The organism is Bradyrhizobium erythrophlei, from assembly GCF_042430365.1.
Taxonomy (GTDB): Bacteria; Pseudomonadota; Alphaproteobacteria; order Rhizobiales; family Xanthobacteraceae; genus Bradyrhizobium; species Bradyrhizobium erythrophlei.
Genome location: NZ_JBHMET010000058.1, coordinates 1 through 21,596 on the forward strand (window position 1 = coordinate 1; position 21,596 = coordinate 21,596).

At 64.9% G+C, this 21,596-nt stretch carries 18 protein-coding genes; 10 read left to right on the plus strand and 8 right to left on the minus strand.

The window, feature by feature from the left end; translation table 11 throughout:
• Positions 1-63: 63 nt before the first annotated feature.
• The 3 genes from ACFFWD_RS10975 to ACFFWD_RS10985 all read right to left on the minus strand — a co-directional run bounded on the left by ACFFWD_RS10975 (position 64) and on the right by ACFFWD_RS10985 (position 3,602).
• The gene (locus tag ACFFWD_RS10975; protein WP_376964822.1) at positions 64-1,143 is read right to left on the minus strand and encodes a D-TA family PLP-dependent enzyme; all 1,080 of its coding nucleotides are present in this window, start codon (positions 1,141-1,143) and stop codon (positions 64-66) included.
• 128 nt (positions 1,144-1,271) lie between these two features.
• Positions 1,272-3,089, minus strand: a complete 1,818-nt coding sequence (locus ACFFWD_RS10980; RefSeq protein ID WP_376964824.1) for an ABC-F family ATP-binding cassette domain-containing protein — start codon at positions 3,087-3,089, stop codon at positions 1,272-1,274.
• Between the two features lie 12 nt (positions 3,090-3,101).
• Positions 3,102-3,602, minus strand: a complete 501-nt coding sequence (locus ACFFWD_RS10985; protein WP_376964826.1) for a YaiI/YqxD family protein — start codon at positions 3,600-3,602, stop codon at positions 3,102-3,104.
• Between the two features lie 148 nt (positions 3,603-3,750).
• Here ACFFWD_RS10985 and ACFFWD_RS10990 point away from each other — a divergent pair, with 148 nt between their 5' ends.
• Complete coding sequence (locus tag ACFFWD_RS10990; RefSeq protein WP_376964828.1) at positions 3,751-4,548, plus strand: hypothetical protein; 798 nt, start codon at positions 3,751-3,753, stop codon at positions 4,546-4,548.
• 158 nt (positions 4,549-4,706) lie between these two features.
• Here ACFFWD_RS10990 and ACFFWD_RS10995 read toward each other — a convergent pair whose 3' ends face one another.
• A complete protein-coding gene (locus ACFFWD_RS10995; protein WP_376964830.1) occupies positions 4,707-7,079 on the minus strand; it encodes a xanthine dehydrogenase family protein molybdopterin-binding subunit in 2,373 nt (790 codons plus the stop codon).
• 203 nt (positions 7,080-7,282) lie between these two features.
• Between ACFFWD_RS10995 and ACFFWD_RS11000 the strand changes: the two genes are divergently transcribed.
• The 4 genes from ACFFWD_RS11000 (at position 7,283) to ACFFWD_RS11015 (ending at position 12,374) form a co-directional block, all read left to right on the plus strand.
• Complete coding sequence (locus tag ACFFWD_RS11000) at positions 7,283-8,326, plus strand: Ppx/GppA phosphatase family protein (RefSeq protein ID WP_376964832.1); 1,044 nt, start codon at positions 7,283-7,285, stop codon at positions 8,324-8,326.
• Between the two features lie 256 nt (positions 8,327-8,582).
• Positions 8,583-10,475: a hypothetical protein gene (locus ACFFWD_RS11005; RefSeq protein ID WP_376964834.1), complete on the plus strand. Its 1,893-nt coding sequence runs from the start codon at positions 8,583-8,585 to the stop codon at positions 10,473-10,475.
• 173 nt (positions 10,476-10,648) lie between these two features.
• Positions 10,649-11,338: an RlmE family RNA methyltransferase gene (locus ACFFWD_RS11010; RefSeq protein ID WP_376964836.1), complete on the plus strand. Its 690-nt coding sequence runs from the start codon at positions 10,649-10,651 to the stop codon at positions 11,336-11,338.
• 199 nt (positions 11,339-11,537) lie between these two features.
• Entirely contained in the window at positions 11,538-12,374 is an 837-nt protein-coding gene (locus ACFFWD_RS11015; RefSeq protein ID WP_376964853.1) for a Crp/Fnr family transcriptional regulator, read from the plus strand.
• A gap of 26 nt (positions 12,375-12,400) precedes the next feature.
• Here the strand turns inward: ACFFWD_RS11015 and ACFFWD_RS11020 are convergent, their stop codons facing one another.
• From ACFFWD_RS11020 to ACFFWD_RS11030, 3 genes are all read right to left on the minus strand, one after another.
• Positions 12,401-12,598: a hypothetical protein gene (locus ACFFWD_RS11020; RefSeq protein ID WP_376964838.1), complete on the minus strand. Its 198-nt coding sequence runs from the start codon at positions 12,596-12,598 to the stop codon at positions 12,401-12,403.
• A gap of 110 nt (positions 12,599-12,708) precedes the next feature.
• Positions 12,709-13,167: a phasin family protein gene (locus ACFFWD_RS11025; RefSeq protein WP_376964840.1), complete on the minus strand. Its 459-nt coding sequence runs from the start codon at positions 13,165-13,167 to the stop codon at positions 12,709-12,711.
• A gap of 730 nt (positions 13,168-13,897) precedes the next feature.
• Positions 13,898-15,385: an MFS transporter gene (locus tag ACFFWD_RS11030; protein WP_376964842.1), complete on the minus strand. Its 1,488-nt coding sequence runs from the start codon at positions 15,383-15,385 to the stop codon at positions 13,898-13,900.
• A 142-nt stretch (positions 15,386-15,527) separates the two neighbouring features.
• Between ACFFWD_RS11030 and ACFFWD_RS11035 the strand changes: the two genes are divergently transcribed.
• From ACFFWD_RS11035 to ACFFWD_RS11050, 4 genes are all read left to right on the plus strand, one after another.
• Positions 15,528-15,779 (plus strand): hypothetical protein, encoded by a 252-nt coding sequence (locus ACFFWD_RS11035; RefSeq protein WP_376964855.1) that lies wholly within the window; start codon positions 15,528-15,530, stop codon positions 15,777-15,779.
• A gap of 170 nt (positions 15,780-15,949) precedes the next feature.
• The gene (gene guaB / locus ACFFWD_RS11040; protein ID WP_376964844.1) at positions 15,950-17,440 is read left to right on the plus strand and encodes an IMP dehydrogenase; all 1,491 of its coding nucleotides are present in this window, start codon (positions 15,950-15,952) and stop codon (positions 17,438-17,440) included.
• Between the two features lie 234 nt (positions 17,441-17,674).
• Positions 17,675-18,697 (plus strand): NADPH-dependent curcumin/dihydrocurcumin reductase, encoded by a 1,023-nt coding sequence (curA, locus tag ACFFWD_RS11045; RefSeq protein WP_376964846.1) that lies wholly within the window; start codon positions 17,675-17,677, stop codon positions 18,695-18,697.
• 211 nt (positions 18,698-18,908) lie between these two features.
• Positions 18,909-19,097 carry a hypothetical protein gene (locus tag ACFFWD_RS11050; RefSeq protein WP_376964848.1) on the plus strand — a complete coding sequence of 63 codons (189 nt, stop codon included), beginning with the start codon at positions 18,909-18,911 and terminating at the stop codon, positions 19,095-19,097.
• A gap of 7 nt (positions 19,098-19,104) precedes the next feature.
• On the opposite strand, the gene ACFFWD_RS11055 is transcribed toward ACFFWD_RS11050, so the two are convergent.
• Positions 19,105-19,944 (minus strand): metallophosphoesterase family protein, encoded by an 840-nt coding sequence (locus ACFFWD_RS11055; RefSeq protein ID WP_376964850.1) that lies wholly within the window; start codon positions 19,942-19,944, stop codon positions 19,105-19,107.
• Between the two features lie 267 nt (positions 19,945-20,211).
• Between ACFFWD_RS11055 and ACFFWD_RS11060 the strand changes: the two genes are divergently transcribed.
• Complete coding sequence (locus ACFFWD_RS11060; RefSeq protein WP_376964851.1) at positions 20,212-21,510, plus strand: RsmB/NOP family class I SAM-dependent RNA methyltransferase; 1,299 nt, start codon at positions 20,212-20,214, stop codon at positions 21,508-21,510.
• The last annotated feature ends 86 nt before the right edge of the window (positions 21,511-21,596 follow it).

Here is a 21,596-nt window from a genome sequence, read left to right on the forward strand (position 1 = left end):
CGAGTGTTGGAAACCCAAACCTATCGGAAAGGACATGCTCACCGCCTCATGGTATCTACGAGGTCAACGTAGCTTCCCGCGTGCTGCGACCGGCAACGTGCCGATGATCTCATTGCCGCGCACCATCACGACCTCGTCCATCATGTTGACAACGACGCAGACGTGGTTCGGCACGATCCGCACGACGTCGCCGACATTCGGCCGCGTGTTGCTGCGGGAGAGGTCGAGGAAGCCATGCTCCTCGGCAAAGCGCGCGATCTTGGCCTCGGGATGTTCGAGGATCAGGCCGTGCCCTTCCAGGCCGCCGGTATCCGTCGTCAGCGTCTTCGAGCCGGCATCGAGGATGCCGCGCTCGGGCGCGGCGCGGCTGACCACGGTGGAATAGATGTGGAGCGCGCAATCGTCCCAGGTGGCGACGCCGGCCGCAACCTGCATGCGGTCGTTGTAGATGTAGGTGCCGAAGCGGTGCTCGGTGCCGCCCCTGAGCTTGCCGATGTTCTTCAGGTTCGGCGTGCCGCCGGTCGAGACGATGGTGGCATCAAGCCCGTGCGCGCGGACGCCGGCGAGCGCCTCGTCGAAGAACGTCTGTGCCTCCGTCCAGCCGGTCTCGGTCGGATAGAGCATGAAGCCTGCAAAGGTCAGGCCCTTTGCGCCGGCGATCTCGCGCGCCAGCGCAATCGCCTCGGCCGGGGTCTCGACGCCGGCGCGCTTGCGGCCGGTATCGCACTCGACCACGACCGACAGCGGTCGCCCGGACGCCGCTGCCGCCTTCGGCAGATCGCCGATCACGACTGAATTATCGGCTGCGACGGTGACATTGGCCTTGGTCTGCAGCGCGCCGAGCCGCGCCATCTTCTCGTCGCCGAGCAGATTATAGCTGATCAGGATGTCGTCGATCCCGCTGTCGGCCATGATCTCGGCCTCGCCGAGCTTCTGGCAGGTGATGCCCTTCGCGCCGGCCTTGACCTGCATCTGCGCCAGCATCGGATTCTTGTGCGTCTTGATGTGCGGCCGGTTGGCGACGCCGGCGGCGTCGCACGCCGCCTGGATACGGGCGATGTTTCGCTCGACCTTGTCCATGTCGATCACGGCGCATGGCGTGCCGTATTCGCGGGCGATCCTGGCGGCGAGGGGCGTGGTCATAGGGTCAACTCCAGTTGAGAGTTCTCGTCATTGCGAGGAGCGCAGCGACGAAGCAATCCATGCATCCGCAGATGCGGACAGATGGATTGCTTCGCTTCGCTCGCAATGACGACAGAGGACATTGCGTTTTACGCCTGTTCAATCTCTTCGCGCAGCACTTCGAGTTCGAGCCAGCGATCTTCGGCGGCGGTGAGCTCTTCCTGTGCCCTGGCGATCGCGGCTGATGCGGCGTCGAACTTCTTGCGATCCTTGGTGTAGAGGTCGGGGTCGTCAAGCAGCGTCTGCTGCCTGCCGATTTCGGCGTGCAGCTTCTCGATCGTCTTCGGCAGCGTTTCCAGCGCGTGCTTCTCGTTGAAGCTGAGCCGGCGCTTGGGTGTCGCCTCGGGCGCCGCAGCCCTGGCTTCTTTTTTCTCTTCGATCGCGGCCTGCGCCTTCACCGTCTCGCGCTTCAGGTCGGCGCCGCGCTGCGCCAGCATGTCCGAATAACCGCCGGCATATTCGATCCAGCGGCCCTGGCCCTCCGGCACGATCACCGAGGTGACGACGCGGTCGAGGAAGTCGCGGTCGTGGCTGATCAGGATCACCGTGCCTTCGTAGTCGCCGAGCATCTCCTCCAGCACGTCGAGGGTTTCGAGATCGAGGTCGTTGGTCGGCTCGTCCAGCACCAGAAGGTTCGACGGTTTTGCCAGCGCGCGCGCCAGCATCAATCGGCCGCGCTCGCCGCCGGAGAGGGCTTCGAGCGGCGTGCCGCGCTGCTCCTGCGCGAACAGAAAGTCCTTCATGTAGCCGATCACGTGCTTCGGCTTGTCGCCGACCATCACATGGTCGCCGCGGCCGCCGGTCAGGGCTTCGGCCAGCGTCAGCTTCGGATCGAGGCTTTCACGGTGCTGGTCGAGGGTTGCCATCTCGATATTGGCACCGAGCCGGACCGAGCCGGAGTCGGGCGGGTCGTTGCCGATTAAGAGATGCACCAGCGTGGTCTTGCCGGCGCCGTTGGGGCCGACGATGCCGAGCCTGTCGCCGCGCTGAATTCTCGTCGAGAAGGCGTCGACGATGGTGCGATCGCCATAGGCCTTGGTGATGTTCTTCGCCTCGATCACGAGGCGGCCGGATTTCTCGGCCTCGGACGCGGCGAGGTTGGCGTTGCCGGTGGCGCCGCGATAATTGCGGCGCTGGTCGCGCAGCGCATGGAGATTGCCGAGCCGCTTGACGTTGCGCTTGCGGCGGCCGGAGACGCCGTAGCGCAGCCAGTGCTCCTCGTTGACGATCTTGCGGTCGAGCTTGTGCTGCTCGCGCTCTTCTTCCGCCAGCACCTCGTCGCGCCACGCCTCGAACGCGCCGAAGCCGCGGTCGATCTGCCGGATCTGGCCGCGGTCGAGCCAGGCGGTTGAGCGCGACAAATTGGTGAGGAAGCGGCGGTCGTGGCTGATCAAGACCAGCGCGCAGCGCCGGCTCTCCAGTTCGCCTTCGAGCCATTCGATGGTCGGCAGATCGAGATGGTTGGTCGGCTCGTCGAGCAGGAGGATGTCGGGCGAGGGCGCCAGCACGCGCGCCAGCGCCGCGCGGCGGGCCTCGCCGCCGGAGACATGGGCCGGGTCCTCGTCGCCGGTGAGGCCGAGTTGCTCGAGCAGGTAGCGCGCCTGGTAGTGGTCGTCACCGGGGCCGAGGCCGGCCTCGACATAGGACAGCGTCGTCTTGTGGTCGCCGAAGTCCGGCTCCTGCGGCAGATAGCGGATGGTGGCGCCGGGCTGCACGAAGCGGCTGCCCGAGTCTGGTTCGACCAGGCCGGCCGCAATCCGCAGCAGCGTCGATTTGCCGGAGCCATTGCGGCCGATCAGGCAGACCCGCTCGCCTGCTGACACGGAGAGCTCGACGCCGGTCAGAAGCGGCGCGCCGCCGAAGGTCAGGCTGATGTCCTTGAGCTGGATCAGAGGAGGCGGAGCCATCGCGTCAGCCTCTCACTGGCTTTGGGGCGCCGCCGACTGCTCCGCGCGGCGGCGCTGGAGGCGGCGGATGGTCTGGTCGAGCGTCGACAGGAAAGTCGAGCGGTCGCGCGGCGAGAACGATTTCGGCCCGCCGGTGATTTCGCCCGACGAGCGCAGGTCGGTCATCAGATTGCGCATCGCGAGCGTCATGCCGATCGATTGCTCGGTGAATGGTTTGCCGTTCGGCGCGACCACCTCGGCGCCGGCCTTGACGCAACGGCTCGCCAGCGGAATGTCCGCCGTGATCACGACGTCGCCGGTGCGCGCGCGTTCGGCGATCCAGTCATCAGCGGCATCCATGCCGGAGCCGGCCGCGACGCGCTCGATCAGGGGATCCTGCGGCACGCGGATGAAGCTTCCTGCGACCACACGCACGGGCACGCCGTGACGGATCGCGACGCGATAGATTTCGTCCTTCACCGGGCAGGCGTCGGCATCGACATAGATACGGGTGGTTGCGGGGGTCTCAGTCATCAGATCGGTGGTTGGCGGGCAGGCGGCGGCGGCGCGCCCCGCGTGTACTCCATGGCGCGGAAAATTGCGAGCAAAACGAGAGGCTTGCCACGTCCCTCGGTTCGATTACGATTATCGCGAGAAAAACAACCGAAATAAGGGAAAACCCATGACGGTCACGCAAACCTACCGCGTCTCGGCCTACAACACCTCAAAACTCTCCGAGAACAAGATCCACGACGATACGGTGGCGCGGCGGTTCGGCTTTTCCGGCGGGCTCGTGCCCGGCGTCGACGTCATGGCCTATATGATGCATCTGCCGGTCGAGAAATGGGGCCGCAATTTCCTCGAGCGCGGGCTGATCGAGGCGCGCTTCGTCAAGCCGGTCTATGACGGCGAAACCGCGGAGCTGACGGCCAAGGAGAGCGGCGGCGTGCTCGCTATCGAGCTCCATAGCCGCGGCGACCTCTGCGCCACCGGCAGCGCGTCGCTGCCAACAACGGCGCCCAGGGTCGCGATCGACGATTACAGGCAGGTTCCGGCGGTGGCCGAGCGCAAGCCGGTCGGTCCGTCGTCCTACGAAACAGGCAAATGGCTCGGCACCATCCCGCGCGACTGGTCAGGCACTGCGGCGACGGACTATCTGGCCGACATCCGCGAGACCGATCCGATCTTCGCCCGCGAAGGGCTCGGCCATCCCGGCCTCTTGCAGCGGGTGATGAACAAGGTCTTGGTCGACAATGCGATCCTCGGACCGTGGATCCATGTCGGCAGCCGGATGCAACTGCTCTCGGCCGCAAAGGTCGGCGACGAACTGACCGCGCGCGCCAAGGTCACCGGCAATTACGACAAGAAGGGCCACCGTTTCGTCGAGCTCGACGCACTCGTCGTCGCCAATGGCACCACGCCGCTGGCGCATTGCTGGCACATCGCGATCACCCAGCCGCGCGAGCAGGCGGCGGCGTAGGGAAGGGGCACGACGCGTCCCCGTCCACTGCTCGCCATACCCGGCGTATGCGGGGTATCCAGTACGCCGCGGCTTCTCGGACTATCGCTAGCGTCTCTGGAATACTGGATCACCCGCTTTCGCGGGTGATGACAGCGGTGTTTGTGTGAACGAAAGCGCTACGCCGCCTTCGCCTTGGCGTCCTGGATCGCGCGCCAGACCTTCTCCGGTGTCAGCGGCATATTGATGTGCTTGATGCCGTAGTCCGACAGCGCATCCACCACCGCGTTGACGATGCAGACGAGGCTGCCGGCGCAGCCGGCTTCGCCGCAGCCCTTGGTGCCCAAGGGATTGGTTTTCGCCGGCGAGGGATGGTCGCCGACCTCCATGGTCGGCACGTCGCCGGCGCGCGGCAGGGCGTAGTCCATGAACGAGCCGGTGATCGGCTGGCCCGAGCCGTCGTAGCTGACTTCCTCCATCAACGCCTGGCCAATGCCCTGCGCGACGCCGCCATGCAGCTGGCCGGCGACGATCATCGGATTGACCACGGTGCCGAAATCGTTGACCGCGAAGTAGCGCACGATCCTGGTGACGCCGGTCTCCGGGTCGATCTCGACCTCGGCGACATGGCAGCCGTTCGGGAAGGTCGACGCGGTTTCCTTGGTGGCGTGGTCGACGTCGAGCGTATCAGGCGCGCCCTCGGGCAGCTTGCCTTCACGCACGCGTTCGGCGAGCTCCATGATGCCGATCGAGCGGTCGGTGCCGGCGATGGTGAAGCGGCCGCCGCCGAACTCGATGTCGGCCTCGGAGGCCTCAAGCATCGCAGCCGCGGCCTGCTTGCCCTTCTCGACGACCAGCGCTGCGGCTTCGACGATCGCCTGTCCGGTCGCGGTGATCGAGCGCGAGCCGCCGGTGCCGTTGCCGAAGCGCACGAGATCGCTGTCGCCCTGTTCGAGCGTGATCTTTTCGAAGGGGATGCCGAGCTGGTCCGACAGCACCTGCGCGAACGGTGTGGCGTGGCCCTGGCCGTAATCGAGCGTGCCGGTGGTGAGCTTCACCGATCCGTCCGGCTCGAAGGTGATCTTGCCGAGCTCACCGCTCGGCGGTGCGGTGACCTCGAGGTAGGAGCCCACCGCGATGCCGCGCAGCTTGCCGTTCTTCTTGCTCTCCTTCTTGCGCTTGGCAAAATTCTCGTAGTCCGAGATCTCCAGCGCCTTCTGGAACACGCCGGCGAAATCGCCGCTGTCATAGGTGACGCCCGACGCCGCCGGGAAGGGCAATTGCTGTGGTTTGATGAAGTTGCGCTTGCGCAAGGTGAGGCGGTTGATGCCCATCTCGTCCGCCGCCGCGTCGATCAGCCGCTCCATGAAGTAATTGGCCTCGGGCCGGCCAGCGCCGCGATAGGCGCCCATCAGCGTGGTGTTGGTCACCACAGTCTTGATGTCGACGCCGAGCAGCGGAGTGCGGTAGACGCTGGCGAGGTTCTTGCCGGTGTTGAGCGACAGCGGCCCCGGCGCCACGCCGGTGATGTAGGCGCCGAGATTGCCGTAGCCGGAGAGGCGCACCGCGAGGAACTTGCCGTCGGCATCGAGCGCGAGCTCGGCGTGGATCAGCTGCGCGCGGCCATGGCTGTCGGACAGGAAGCTCGTCGAACGCTCGTCGAGCCACTTCACCGGCCGCCCCAGCGCCTTCGCCGCATGCGAGATGCAGGTGTATTCGGGATAGTTAAGGTTCTTCATGCCGAAGGAGCCGCCGACATTGGCGGTGAGGATGCGCACCTTCTCCGGCGGCACGTTGAGGATTCGGGCGAGGATCGCCTTGTTGCCGGAGACGCCCTGGGTTGGCACCTGCACCGTGAAGCGCTCGGTCTTCTTGTCGTAATGCGCCAGCGCCACGCGCGGCTCCATCGAGACCACGGCAACGCGGGTATTGACGATGTCGAGTTTGGTGACATGCGCGGCAGCGGCAAACGCGGCCTCGATCTTCGCGGTGTCGCCATAGTGGTAGTCGAGCGCGACGTTATCAGGGATGTTGTCGTAGAGCTGCGGCGCGCCGGGCTTGGCGGCTTCCGCCGCGTCTGTGACCGCCGGCAAGGGTTCGATGTCGACCTCGACGGCCTCAGCCGCGTCGCGCGCCTGCGCCGCGGTTTCCGCCACCACGAAGGCGACGGGATCGCCGACGAAGCGCACCTTGTCGGTCGCGAGGGCGTGGCGGTTGGTCTGCAGGAGCGGCGAGCCGTCGCGGCTCTTCAGCGGCAGGCCGCAGGTGAAGGGGTTGTAGTTGGCGGCCTGAAGGTCGGCGCCGGTCCACACCCCGAGCACGCCGGGCATCGCCTTGGCGGCCGCGGTGTGGATGCCCTTGATGATGCCGTGGGCATGGGAGGAGCGGACCATCCAGCAATGGGCCTGGCCGGCAAGCGAGAAATCGTCGGTGTATTTGCCCTTGCCGCGCACCAGCGTGTCGTCCTCCTTGCGGCGGACGGGCTGGCCCACACCGTATTTTTGCAGTGCGATAGCGTTTTCCAACGAGGCGGCGGACGTGTGATCTTGCATCGAAAATGACCTGAAATGCCGGGATTTGCGCCGGTTTGGCGGGCGACTGAGGAGATAAGGCACGCGCCCCTTAACGACAACGCCTGATTGGGCATGGTCCCAATGTGTTCCGATGTTGCACAGGCCCTTGGCGCTGCTAAAGTTTCCGTGAACGGACAATTCTTCGGCGGGCCGGAGCGTGGCCCAGCGGAAAGACAGGTTTGATGAATGACGATGTGCGGCTTTGCGACGGCCATCAGGCCAGCGAAGCCCCGTCAGGGATGACTGCGGCAGGCGCGGAAACGGGCGTCTACGCCGCGCTCGACCTTGGCACCAACAACTGCCGGCTCCTGATCGCCTGTCCTGCGGGTGACGGGTTCCGCGTCGTGGACTCGTTCTCGCGGATCATCAGGCTCGGCGAGGGCATCGCTGCGACCGGTTCCATCAGCGAGGCCGCGATCGAGCGCGCGATCGCGGCGCTCAGCATTTGCCGCGACAAGATCCGCTATCGCAGGGCGCGCCGGCTGCGGCTGATCGCGACCGAAGCCTGCCGTGCCGCCGGCAATGCCGAGAGTTTTCGCGCTCGTGTTGCGGCAAAGACCGGCATCAAGCTCGAGGTGATCGACCGCGAGACCGAGGCGACGCTCGCCGTGATCGGCTGCTCGCCGCTGCTCGACCCAAGGGGCCGGGGGGCCATCCTGTTCGACATCGGCGGCGGCTCGACCGAGCTCGTGCGGATCGAACGCGATCCGGACGCGCCGAATGCAGCGCCGCGCATCAAGGCGTGGATGTCGATCCCGCTCGGCGTGGTCACGCTCGCCGAGCATTTCGGCGGCAAGCATGTGACACGCGACGCCTATGCGCGGATGATCGCGGATGTCGCGCAATATGTCGCGCCGTTCGCCGCCGAGCACGGCACCGATCTGCGCGACATGCATATGCTCGGCACGTCGGGCACCGTGACCACGCTGGCCGGCGTGTTTCTCAACCTGCCGCGGTATGATCGCCGCCGCATCGACGGCATCTGGATGAACAATTCCGACGTCACCGCGACGATCCAGAAGCTGCTCGGCATGAACTATGAGGCTCGCGTCAACAACAATTGCATCAGCATCGAGCGCGCCGATCTGGTGCTGGCGGGCTGCGCCATTCTCGACGCGATCCGCAACGCTTTCCCGATGCCGCGCCTGCGGGTGGCCGACCGCGGCCTGCGCGAGGGCATGCTGGTCGAGATGATGCGCGAGGACGGCGCGCTCAGGGCCTGCTAGAGCGTTTTCAAGCGAAGTGAACACCGGTTCGCGTCTAGAGCGTCGGTCCGGCTCCATCGGAACGAAAAAGGCTCAAGCCGCTCTCCGGTTCGGTGATTTCATCCTCTCCTCGGAGCGTTGCGTGCGCGCGGCAAGCCTGCCGGGGCTGGCCTCCCGTCACTTGTCACAAACCTGATGTGATGTCGTTCACATCGCTATGACGTTGGTGCGTTAGTCGCTCTCATCACAATCTGAACGGGTGTGGTGGGAAGCTGACATGCGGTATCTGGTCGATCTTGATCGTCTCGTTGGTGTCAAGCAGCGCCTGCTTCTTGCACTCCTTGCGTCCACAACCCTGAGTTTTAGTTGGGTCGCTCCGGCGCTCGCCGACGTGTCCATCCTGGTTGATGCGGGGACGCCGATGATCCAAAGCGACAGCGGCGACGACCTCGGGACGTTGCAGAGTGTCTTCCAGGGAGCAAATTCTCCCTCCGAACCCTATTCCGAGCCGCAGCGCACGCTCCTCAAGCAGGTCATGACCGACCTCAAGATGAAGCGGCTTCGCTTCCTGCAGAGCGACAGTTTGTGCGACCTTGATGCCAGCAACAATCTTGGCAGCGTCAGTGTCGGCACCGATCAAAACGGGGCGTATGTGTTTAGCCCCGTTCCGTCCGTCACGCCGGGCGGCTGCAATCTGCTCGATTGGACGTTTCCATGGTCCTTCGACAACGGTCTCTCCGTTCATGTCGCCGTGGCATCGTTCATGCCGCCGAGCTTCATGAAGGACGCCAACAACGCGCCCTTCAACTCCGCCGAGAGCTGGCCTTCGCAGGACCGCTACAAGATCTACGCCGACCGGCTGGTGCGCTACATCGTGACGCAAGCCTTCAACAGGGGCGCACTGTCTGTGATATTCGAGGTCAGCAATGAGCTCGATGGCGTCGACAATACGCCCGAGAACTTCAGTGAAACCAATCCATCGGCCTACACGCTCAAGCCGCTGGGGCCGTTCGGACGCTGGCTATGGTGGATCAATCCCAACAGCTATGCTCTGCATCAATACCCGCCGTTCCAGGCCAATACATATCCCTACAACAATGTCGGCCTGTCATATCCGTACGGCTTCGATATGAGGCGGCTGGACCATGGTATCTTGCCGGTCCACAAGATCTTCGCGGACGTGATCGCCACGGTCAGGACCGAGCTCAGCAACAGCGGCAGCTATTCCGGCAAGACCATCGAAATTGCCGGGCCGGCGTTCACCAGCAGGAGCTTCTTCTATTATCCCGGCTGGCACCTTCCGACCATGGAGGAGGTCTTTCTGGACCAGACGCTCACGCCGAACACGCCGTTCAACGCGGCGCTCGATCGCTTTTCCTTCCACTACTATGGCTCGCTCGGCTATGCGAAAGACCCGACTGCGCCGTTTTCGATGTTCAGGCAGGTTGTCGCGACGGTTCGCAGCAAATATCCCGGCATCAAGCTGTTTCTTTCGGAGTGGGGGCCGAGTGAGACGTACAGCGCCGACGTCAACTATTCGCACAAGGGGGCCGCTTGGGCGGCAGCCTTTCTGACCGAAGCGGTCGCGCAGAGGATTTCGATGGGATCCTATCTCATGCTCGAGGATGGTCAGGGCAATCCCAACACAGCGTCGTTTCTGACTCAGGCAAGCCTGTTGCACAGGTACAAGAACAGCAGCGACAACTCGGTCCATTATTACCCCAAGCCGGCTGCGAACGTCTTCAAGATGTTTGCCATGATGACGGGGACGCGCAGGCCGGTCACTCTATCCACTTCGGGCTCAAGCTCGAATCTGGGCGCCTTTGCCGTGAGTGATCCAGATCCAGCCAAGCGAACCGCAGGCATTGTCGTCTTCAACTACAATCCCACGCTGGTGTTTGGGAATGACAACAATTCGCTGCCGGACGCGCCGGAAACCTTCTCCGTCGAGATTTCCAACCTGCAGCTCGCCGATGGAATGGCGACCGTTCAGCGCTACCTGGTCGACGCCACGAACAGCAATCTGTCCGCCTACCTGAATCGCCCCGAGCATCCGGACCCCAGCCTGCAGATGGTCGAGCAATTGTCCGTGCCGGTCCTGAATGGGAAGGTTCTCCTGCCGGCGCGTAGCCTCGGGCTGGGCGTCACCTTCTGGCGGATTCAGGGCTAGCCGCCAGATCGTTGTGCGGGACGCCTCGAAGAACCTGGAACCTCGAGAGGCATGAGCCAGTGGTGCGGCTCGCGGGGTCGGAACGGCGCGGGGTCCCGATGCTGAATGGACTGGCGGGACCGATTGGGCTAAGGCGGTGACGGACACTGTGACTTGCGGGCTAACTCCTCAACATGGCGAAAGACACCACCGGGCGGCTGCACGTCACGGTCAAGACCGGCGGCAAGCGCAAGCTGTCGTCGAAGCTCTGGCTGGAGCGCCAGCTCAACGATCCCTATGTCGCCAAGGCCAAGGCGATGGGCTATCGCTCGCGCGCGGCCTTCAAGCTGCTCGAAATCGACGACAAATACCGGCTGCTGAAGCCCGGCATGACCGTCGTCGATCTCGGCGCCGCCCCCGGCGGCTGGAGCCAGATCGCGGCCAAGCGCACCGGCGCGGCCGACGGCAAGGGCAAGGTGGTCGCGATCGACCTGCTCGAGATGGGCGAGATTCCGGGCGTCACCTTCGCGCAGCTCGATTTCCTCGACCAAGACGCGCCAGAAAAGCTGATCGCGATGATGGGCGGGCGCGCCGACATCGTGATGTCCGACATGGCCGCCAACACCACCGGCCATCGCAAGACCGATCAACTGCGCATCATCGGCCTCGTCGAGACCGCCGCGCATTTTGCCTGCGAGGTGCTCAATCCCGGTGGTGCGTTCCTGGCCAAGGTCTTCCAGAGCGGTGCCGACGCCGAGTTGCTGGCGCAGTTGAAGCGCGATTTCGCCACCGTGCGCCACGTCAAGCCGGCCGCCAGCCGGCAGGATTCATCCGAGCGCTATGTGCTGGCGACGGGGTATCGGGGGCAGCCCAATCGAGTCTAGGTGCAGCGCTACCCGGTTACGGCGATGCGCGCTTGTGTCTCGGGAAGAAGGGGGCGCGGCCGAGCTGAAGCCGCTGGAACTTTTTCCCGCACGGCGTATTCTATTTTCCCGGCGCGGTCTGTTCGTTGCGTATCTCAGCCTGACGCCACCGCAGGTGTTGTGCAGCGAGCCGCGCTTCCGTCTGGGGAGTTGTCCCGTGATGGAGCACAGGCCGAGTATTGGTAACCGACTCCTGGCCGCGCTGCCGCCCGCGGATTTCGACCTGCTTGCGCCTCATCTCCGGAAGGTGTCGCTCGAGCGCGATGCCGTGCTGGTACGGACGGGCGACGTCGTCGAGCAGATCTATTTTCCCTGCAGCGCATTGATCGCGTTCGTCATGGACATGCCGAACGGACAGACCGTTGCGACGACGATGATCGGCAATGAGGGGGCGGCCGGTATCCTGTCGGCACTCGGATCCGTACGCTCGCCGATGACAGCAGTCGTTCGCGTCGCAGGTACGGCCTTGCAGATTTCACCGGTAAAGTTTCACGCCGCGCTCGGTCGCAGCTACGCCCTCGCATATGCGGTACACGTCCACATGCGGTCGCTGTTGGTGCAGTTCCAGCATATTGCGGCGTGCAATGCGCTGCACTCGGTGGAAGCCCGGCTGGCGCGGTGGCTGTTGCAGGTTCACGATCAGATCGGCCACGACACGCTCCCGCTGACGCAGGAGACGCTGTCGGAATTGCTCGGCGTGCGGCGGACGACCGTAACCCATGTCGTGTCCAAGCTTCGCGCATCGGGGGCGATCCGGTCCAACCGGCGAAGCTCCATCGAGGTCGACCGGCCGCGGCTCGAGGCTGCGGCCTGCGAGTGCTACGAGATCATGCGGGGCAGGGTCGATCGCATCGTTTCGGCCGAAGGGCCGAGGCCGTCCGGTCGCGATGCGCCGGCGCAGGGGCTGCCGCGTTCTCACACGCAACCGTGGGGCAACGGCGACAAGGTTCACGCACACGCGCGTATCGCGGGTGCCGAGCGCTCACGGAGCCATTGAATCAGGTTGTCGCGCGGGCGCGGATGTCAGGACGCCTTGCGCATCCTCTCCTCGGGTTCGTAGACCCAGGCGTCCTTGGCGAACCATTCGTGGTTGGTCCGACAGATCGCGCAGTAGGTGCGCGAAAAGAACACCGTGCTGCAGCGGAATGTCTCGCGGTCGGTCTTCATGCCGGTTGTGATCGCGCGTCCCGTCTGCGGGCATTTGATCATGATGACGCCCACCTCGATCCTCCTCCAAATCTCAGGAATTGCTGCTGGGCCTGCCGTCGGCTGGACTGCGCCCCTTCTGATCGGGGACGCTTGTTCCAGCCGGGCTCGGGGGCGGGGCTTGCTCAGGAAGGTGTCTTCAGCGCTCTTGCAAGGCCCTTCTTGATCGGCTCGGAGGTCTCGGTCGCGACCTTCTTCGCGATCTCCCAAAGCTCCTTGTTCTGCGCGGTGGCGACCTCGAGATACTTGCGGCCGTGGTTGGCCGAAAGCTGGATGACGTCCGATACCGACCTGGTGCCGACGAGATCAGTCAAGAATGCGAGGGCCGAACTGGTGTTGGTGTTGGAGATCTCGATCACCTTGGCGGCGTAATCCGCGGCGCCCTTGGCGTTGATTGAGTAGGCCTCCTGGAGCAGGCGGGAGACATCCGCCGAGGTCTCCTTGACCTTCTCGAGCCTCTCCCTGGCGCGCGTCGCATTTTGCTCGGCGATACCCTGGAAGGTCTTGGGCAGGGCGAACAGCGGCAGGCTGAAGCCGCCGACGTTCGGATTGTCGCTCACTTCATTCGTATGTGCGTCACTCACTGGCTCTGATCCTTTCAAGCGAGACCAAATCAAGGAAAATCCGGACCTTCCGTGGCGTTTGGACGCCACGGAAGGAACCTCGAGCGTTTCCTGCTGCATGATTTTCTGGTGTTGCGGGGTCACCGCGTGCCCGCTTGAGCCGAACTATGCCGGATCGGCGGCGGAGCTTCCGTTCGCTTTCTGACTCTCGCGGAGATTTTTTGCGTCCGGAGATCCGCATGGCAGGCGCTGTGCGGATGAGGCTGCGCGCGGACGAACATTTAATCGCGACAGGTTGGAACTTCGGAGCGCGGCCGGAGTCAATTCCTTTGCTCCCGGTCTAAAGCCCCCCAAGCCCCACCGGGAGAAAACCCCCCACTGGGTTGGCGGCCTTGGTGCAGCGTCGGGTTTTCGCGCACTGGGGCCGTTTCTTGGAGGAGGGCTGGAAAACCCACGGTCCCAAGCGCATATCTCTGATATGGCGACAATTGTTCAATGCAATTGCGGCGCCGAGTACAGACGCACTGAAGAGAAGTTCTTGGTGCCGCACACGGGTGACGCGATCTGCACGGTCTGCGGAGCTGCGCTGGAATCGTGGTTGGACGCCACCCACGTTCCGACATATGAACTGGTTGAACGTCCGGATCGAGGACAGATGGCCGGAATGACCGGCCACGCTTAAGGCCTGGGCGCGACCGGGCGGCGCGCTTGCACTTGATGTCCGTGCCTCGCGAACAACGCGTTCGGTTGACTAGCCGAGGCGCTGGTCGCGCGCGTCCTGCGTATCTTCCGTTGCGACCTTGACGGCGGCGGTCGCGGCGCCCTTTGCCGCGCCCTTGCGGCTGGAGATTTCGATCGCCTTGCGGCCGGAGATTTCGTGACCGGCATCGTCGGGCATCTGCCAGAAAAACCAGGCCGACGCCGCCGAGATGATCGCGACCACGATGAAGGCCGGCGCGAACACGCTCGCCGTGAGTTCGGTCTGGTGGTGCAGCGCGAGCGTGGTCTCGACAGAGAAGGCGCCGACCGCGACGCCCGCGGAGACCGCGAGCTGCTGGTTGACGCTGACCAGCGTCGTGGCGCGGCTCATCTGCGGCGCCTCGACGTCCGCATAGGCCACGGTGTTGATCGCGGTGAACTGCAGCGAGCGGAAGAAGCCGCCGACCACCAGGATGATCATGATGAGCAGCAGCGGCGTCGTCACCGTGAACAGCCCGCAAGCGGCGAGGAAGAGCGACGAGACCACCGCGTTGATTGTCATCATGGAACGGAAGCCGAAGGCGCGGATGATGCGCGCGGCCAGGGTCTTCATGCCCATGGCGCCGACGGCGGAGGCAAAGGTGACGAGGCCGGACTGGAACGGCGTCAGCCCGAAGCCGACCTGCATCAAGAGCGGCAGCAGGAACGGCAGCGCACCGATGCCGAGGCGGAACATGAAGCCGCCGATGATCGCGGCGCGCAAGGTCGGCAGCCGCAGCAGCGCGAAATCCAAAACCGGCGATCCAGTGCGCCGCGCGTGGATGACATAGAGCGCCATCGAGATCGTGCCGACGCCGACCAGGGCCGCGATTGCGGTCCATGGCAATAGATTGAGGCCGGCGACCGAGAGGCCGAAGGCGATGCCGGCGAGGCCAACGCCCGCGAGCACGAGGCCGTAGAGATCGAAGCGCTCCGGATCGACGCTCTTGATCGGGTCGATGTATTTCAGCGCCATGAAGATGCCGAGCAGCCCGATCGGGATGTTGATCAGGAAGATCCAGTGCCAGGAGAAATAGGTGGTGATGAAGCCGCCGAGCGGCGGCCCGATCACCGGGCCGATCAGCGCCGGGACCGTCACCCAGGCCATCGCATTGACCAGCGCGCTCTTGTCGACCGAGCGTAACAGCACCAGCCGGCCGACCGGCGTCATCATCGCGCCGCCGAGCCCCTGGAGGATGCGGGCGAACACGAAATCGGTCACCGAGGAGGAGAGCGCGCAGCCGATCGAGCCCAGCATGAACACGCCGACCGCGCCGGCAAATACGATCCGCGCGCCGAAGCGGTCCGCGGTCCAGCCGCTCGCCGGGATGAACACCGCGAGCGACAGCAGGTAGGAGGTAATCGCAAGCTTCAGCGTCAGCGGGCTGGTGCCGATGTCGGCGGCGATCGCCGGCAGCGAGGTCGCAATCACCGTGGAGTCCATGTTTTCCATGAACAGGGCAGTGGCCACGATGAGTGGGATCAGGCGTTCTTTGTTCATCACGTCAGGGTGGCTGAGGCGGCTGAAAACGGCGGGCGAGGGGGCTGTATCATCCTGCCGTCACACACGCCATTGCGGAACCGGGCAAACCACCTAAATCCAGCGTGACGCTGGTATGCATCCGCCGGCGCCGGAGGTGACCGTGATTTATGTCCTTGCCGCCCTGCTGCCGCCGATCGGGCTGCTCCTGAACGGACAGCCATTTTCGGCGATTTTCAATCTGGTCCTGATCGTGTTTTGCGCGGTTTTCGGGCTGATTTTCCACGCGTTGCTGCTGGTGCCGTCGGCCCATGCCGTGATCGCGGTGCATATGAAGCGGGAAGACCGGCGCCACCGGGAGGTGGTCGAGGCGATCCGCCGCCATGGGCCGCCGCCGGGCTACCGGGCTTGGTAAAAAGGCCTGTGCATGGCTGGCAAACGCTTTGATTCGTCATCCCGCCATGCTATCGACCAGCGTCAACCCCACCGATGGGCACCGATTCGACGGTGACGCACCGAGCGTCGCCGCGGGCGGCGTTCATCCGCAAAACTGTTGCGGCGGACGCCGCCGAAAGGAGTTGGCAAATGGCCACGGGATTTCAGGCTATCCGCGAAGCCTTCACGTTCGACGATGTGCTGCTGAAGCCCGGTCTGTCGGATGTGCTTCCCTCGGAGGTCGATATCCGCTCCCGCGTGACCCGGGCGATCCCGCTCAACATCCCGATCATCGCCTCCGCCATGGACACCGTCACCGAGGCGCGCATGGCGATCGCGATGGCGCAGGCCGGCGGTCTCGGCGTCATCCATCGCAACTTCGACCCCGAGGGCCAGGCCGCCCAGGTGCGGCAGGTCAAGAAGTTCGAATCCGGCATGGTGGTCAATCCGCTGACCATCAGCCCCGACGCCACGCTCTCTGACGCGCTGACGCTGATGAAGGACCACGGCATTTCAGGCATTCCCGTCGTGACCGGCGGGGCTAAGAATGTCCCCGGCAAGCTCGTCGGCATCCTGACCAACCGCGACGTGCGCTTTGCGAGCGATCCGCGGCAGAAGGTCTCGGAGCTGATGACGCACGAGAACCTCGTCACGGTGCGTGAGGGCGTCGGCCAGGACGAGGCGAAGCGGATGCTGCACGAGCACCGCATCGAGAAGCTCCTGGTCGTCGACGATCAATATCGCTGCGTCGGCCTGATCACGGTCAAGGACATTGAAAAGGCGGTCGCGCATCCGCTCGCCTGCAAGGACGCGCAGGGTCGGCTCCGGGTCGCCGCGGCCACCACGGTAGGCGAGACCGGTTATGAGCGCACCGAGCGGCTGATCGATGCCGGCGTCGACGTCGTCGTCGTCGACACCGCGCACGGTCACTCGAAGCACGTGCTGCACGCCGTCAACCGCATCAAGCGGCTCTCCAACGCCGTGCAGGTCGTCGCCGGCAATGTCGCAACCGAGGGCGGCGCGCAGGCCCTGATCGATGCCGGCGCCGACTGCATCAAGGTCGGCATCGGCCCGGGCTCGATCTGCACCACGCGCATCGTCGCCGGCGTCGGCGTGCCGCAGCTCACCGCGATCATGGACGCGGTCGCCGCCGCCAAGAAGGCCGACATCCCCGTGATCGCCGACGGCGGCATCAAATATTCCGGTGATCTGGCCAAGGCGCTCGCCGCCGGTGCCGACATCGCGATGGTCGGCTCGCTGCTCGCCGGCACCGACGAGACGCCGGGCGAGGTCTTCCTGTGGCAGGGCCGCTCCTACAAGGCCTATCGCGGCATGGGCTCGGTCGGCGCGATGGCGCGCGGCTCGGCCGACCGCTATTTCCAGCAGGACATCAAGGACACGCTGAAGCTCGTGCCCGAAGGCATCGAGGGCCAGGTGCCCTACAAGGGCCCGGTCGGCAATGTGATGCATCAGCTCGCCGGCGGCCTCCGCGCGGCGATGGGCTATGTCGGGGCGCGGACGATCGCCGACTTTCACGACAAGGCCGAGTTCGTCCGCATCACCGGCGCGGGCCTGCGCGAAAGCCACGTCCACGACGTGACGATCACGCGCGAAGCCCCGAACTATCCGGGCGGGGTGTAATCCCCCGTCGCCTCGACCCGAGCCGACACATCGAACTGTGACCTGCAATTGCGCCGCGGAGAATTTTGCAATTCTTCGCGGCGCTGCTTTTTTGCCGCGCGTCTCGCGACGCGCTTTAAATGACAAACAACATTTCAAACAGCGTTCGGCGAAAAGAGCAAATCCATCTCCCTTGCGGGGAGGTGGATTGCATGACTACCTGTGCGCCACGAAGCAACGAGTAGAGGAAACACCATGTCCCAAGGCAAACGCATCGTTCTCGCCTCGCGTCCCCAAGGCGAACCCAACGCATCGAACTTCCGGATCGAGGACTACGCGGTGCCGACGCCGGGCGCGGGCGAGGTGCTGCTGCGCACGATCTGGCTGTCGCTCGATCCCTATATGCGCGGACGCATGAACGATGGTCCGTCCTACGCTGCGCCGGTCCCGGTCGGCGGTGTGATGGAAGCCGGCACGGTGTGCGAGGTGATCGCGTCGAACAATCCGAGCTTCGCCAAGGGCGATATCGTGCTGTCGCGCGCCGGCTGGCAGACGCATGCGATCTCGGACGGCAAGGGTCTTTCCAAGATCGATCCGAAGCTCGCGCCGATCTCGACCGCGGTCGGCGTGCTCGGCATGCCCGGCATGACCGCCTATACCGGCCTGCTCGCGATCGGCAAGCCGCAGCCGGGCGAGACGGTGGTTGTCGCAGGGGCGTCCGGCGCGGTCGGATCGGCGGTCGGCCAGATCGCCAAGATCAAGGGCGCGCGTGCGGTCGGCATCGCCGGCGGCAAGGACAAATGCGACTACGTGAAGAATGAGCTCGGCTTCGATGACTGTCTCGATCATCGCGATCCGGATCTGGCGGCCAAGCTGAAGGAGGCCTGCCCGAAGGGCATCGACGTCTATTTCGAGAATGTCGGTGGTCCGGTGTTCGAGGCGGTCTATCCGCAGCTCAACGCTTTCGCACGCGTGCCGGTGTGCGGTCTGATCGCGCATTACAACGACCGGGAGGCCAGGGCACCGAAATGGGCCTCGACGATCATGTTCGCGATCCTGACCAAGCGGCTGACCTTCCGCGGCTTCATCGTCAGCGATTTTGCCGCCATGCACGGCGACTTCATCCGCGACATGTCGCAGTGGGTGCGCGAGGGCAAGGTCAAGTACAAGGAGTTCGTGACCGAGGGGCTCGACAGCGCGCCGGAGGCCTTCATGGGCCTGCTCAAGGGCGCAAATTTCGGCAAGCAGTTGGTCCGGGTCGGACCGGACCGGGCGTAAGGGAGGGGGCCCGGCGGGTCCCATTCCGCGCAGAAACGTATCAAAAACGCCACATCAGGCGGCAATTTGGGGGCTTTTGCCCCCATTTGCTTGACCGGGAACCGGAGGAATTGAATCAATACGGCTATATTTCAGGTGTAGCCATGTTTTTTGAGCTTGTTGTTTTAGGGATATCCTGCTGGCCGCCGGCTATTGGGCGACGATGTTCGCCATGGGCCGCCGCGATGACGTGTTGCATGGAAAATTCGTGCAGGAGGAGCCCGGCGAGGAGCAGGCTCTGTCGGTCGCCGCTGCCGCTCCGGCGCGGCCGGCACCCATCGCACCGCGCCCCAGCGCGGAATCGCTCCAGTCGCTGCTCGCGGTCATCAAGCAGGACCTCAAAGACGCCGCGCAAAGTTGAGCCGCGCTTACTTCGCGGGCTCCCTGCCGAACAGCATGTCGAGGTCGACATTGACCTGACCCGGCGCGCGGACGTGGCGCACCTCAAAACTGTCGGGCTGGAAGCGGTATTCGACGAGGCCGGTCTCCTTGATGCCGATCACCTCCTGCTTCTCGTCGGGGAGGATGAATCCGGTCGACGGCGCCCAGACGTGGCGGACATGCTCGAAGGTGTAGTCGCGGCGCTGGTGGACGTGGCCGCTGCCGACCAGCCGCAAGTCGACCTTGCCGAACATCTCGATCAAGCGGCGGCGCGACGGTTGCGGCACGAAGCGGATCGCGGTTTCCGCGCGCTCGGGATCATAGGGCGCATCAAGGAAGAGCGGCTTGTGCAGGAACAGCGCCACCGGCTTGCCGAGCACGGTGTCGAGGTGCGACGCAAGCCAGTCGAACTGTTCGGCCTCCCTGTCGAGGCCGGTGTTCATGATCAGCGAGTTCAGCCCGATGAAGCACCAGCCGGCCGCCTCGAACCGCCAGCGGTCCTCGCCGAGCACGGATCTGAATGCCTTGCAGCTCTCCTCGGTCGGGAGCTGCGTCGGCGCAGGTCCGACCGCGGTCGGGTTGTCGCCGATGTCGTGATTGCCGGGCAGATAGAGACAGTCGACCGGGAGCGCGTTGTGCAGCTTCTTAGCGAACACGAGATCATCGCGGCTGGCTGAGCCGTCGAACGAGACGTCGCCGGAATTGAGCACGAGGTCGGGGCGCGTCGCGTCAATGTGCTCGCTCACGCGGTGGAAGTTGTCGGTGAGGGGCTTGAAGTGGTTGCCGAGGTGGGTGTCGGAAATCTGCGTCAGTCGGAATTGAGCCATTCAGAGGTCCTTTCGGCCGGATCATAGGACCGCCGAGAGTCGGAACGATGACGGTAAGTGAGGACGAAAGCGTCGCGGCATAGAGGTTTTGAGGGCTGAAACCGCAAAAACTCCCGCACGTTGATTGGGGCAGCTCAAGTTGTGGTTCAAGCCGTTCCCGCAGGCCTTGATTGTCAGGGACGGGCGCGGGGGCTAAGAGGGGCCGCGCGTCACCGCAGCCCAGGAACCCGTTCCCGGTCCAGCGCGCCCTCCAACCGAAAGATCGCCATGACTCCCGCAGCCCGGCTTTCCGCCGCCATCGAACTGATCGACACCATCGACGCGCAACGTATTCCGGCGGCGAAGGCGCTGAAGGAATGGGGCACGGCGCACCGCTATGCCGGCTCCGGCGACCGTGCCGCGATCTCCGGCCTGATCTGGGACGTGCTGCGCCGGCAGTCCTCCAGCGCCTATTTGATGGACGACGGCAGCGCGCGGGCGCGCGTGCTCGGCATGCTCAAGCTCGAGCGCGGCATGGATCTCGCCACGATCACAGCGCTCTGCGACGGCGGCCGCTTCGCTCCGACGCCGCTGACCGAGGCCGAGCAGACCGCGCTGACCTCGCGCGCGCTTGAGGGCGCGCCGGCCCATATCGCCGGCGATTATCCGGAATGGCTCGACCCCTATTTGGCAAAGGTGTTCGGCGAGGAGCGGGCCGCGGAGGCGACCGCGATGGCGAGCCGCGCGCCGCTCGATCTGCGCGTCAACACGCTGAGGGGCAAGCGCGAGAAGGTGCTGCCGCGCCTGTCCCACCTCGGCGCCAAGGAGACGCCGTGGTCGCCGCTCGGCCTGCGCATCGAGCTTGCGGCCGACGCGCGCAATCCCGGCATCCATTCCGAGGAGGACTTCATCAAGGGCGCGATCGAGGTGCAGGACGAGGGCTCGCAGCTCGCAGCCCTGTTCTCGGCCGCCAAGCCCGGCGAGCAGGTGATCGACCTCTGCGCCGGCGCCGGCGGCAAGACCTTGGCGCTGGCGGCGATGATGGGCGGCAAGGGCCGGCTGATCGCGACCGACCACGACAAGCGCCAGCTCGCGCCGATCCATGAGCGGCTGTCGCGCGCCGGCGTGCACAATTGCGAGGTGCGCACCCCGCGCGGCGAGGCCGACGCTCTCGCCGACATCAAGGCGTCCGCCGACCTCGTGCTGATCGACGCGCCCTGCACCGGCACCGGCACCTGGCGCCGCAATCCCGACGCCAAATGGCGGATGCGCCCCGGCGCGCTCGAGGTGCGGCTGAAGGACCAGATCGAGGTGCTCGACCGCGCCGCGCCGCTGGTGAAGCCGGGCGGCCGGATCGCCTACATCACCTGTTCGGTGCTGCCGGACGAGAACGGTGCGCAGGTCAGGGCCTTCATCGCACGCCATCCGGAATTCTCGGTGCAGCCGCCGGACGAGACCGCGTCCGTGCTCTGGGACAAGGCCGAGGATTTTGCCAAGGCCGCGCTGCAATCGGACGAGGGCTGGCTGATGACCCCGCGCCGCACCGGCACGGACGGGTTTTTCGTGTCGGTGTTGAAGAAGGGGTAGGGCGACTTTCGGCGGCATCGCGAACTGCGTAGATACCATGAGGCGGTGAGCATGTCCTTTCCGATAGGTTTGGGTTTCCAACACTC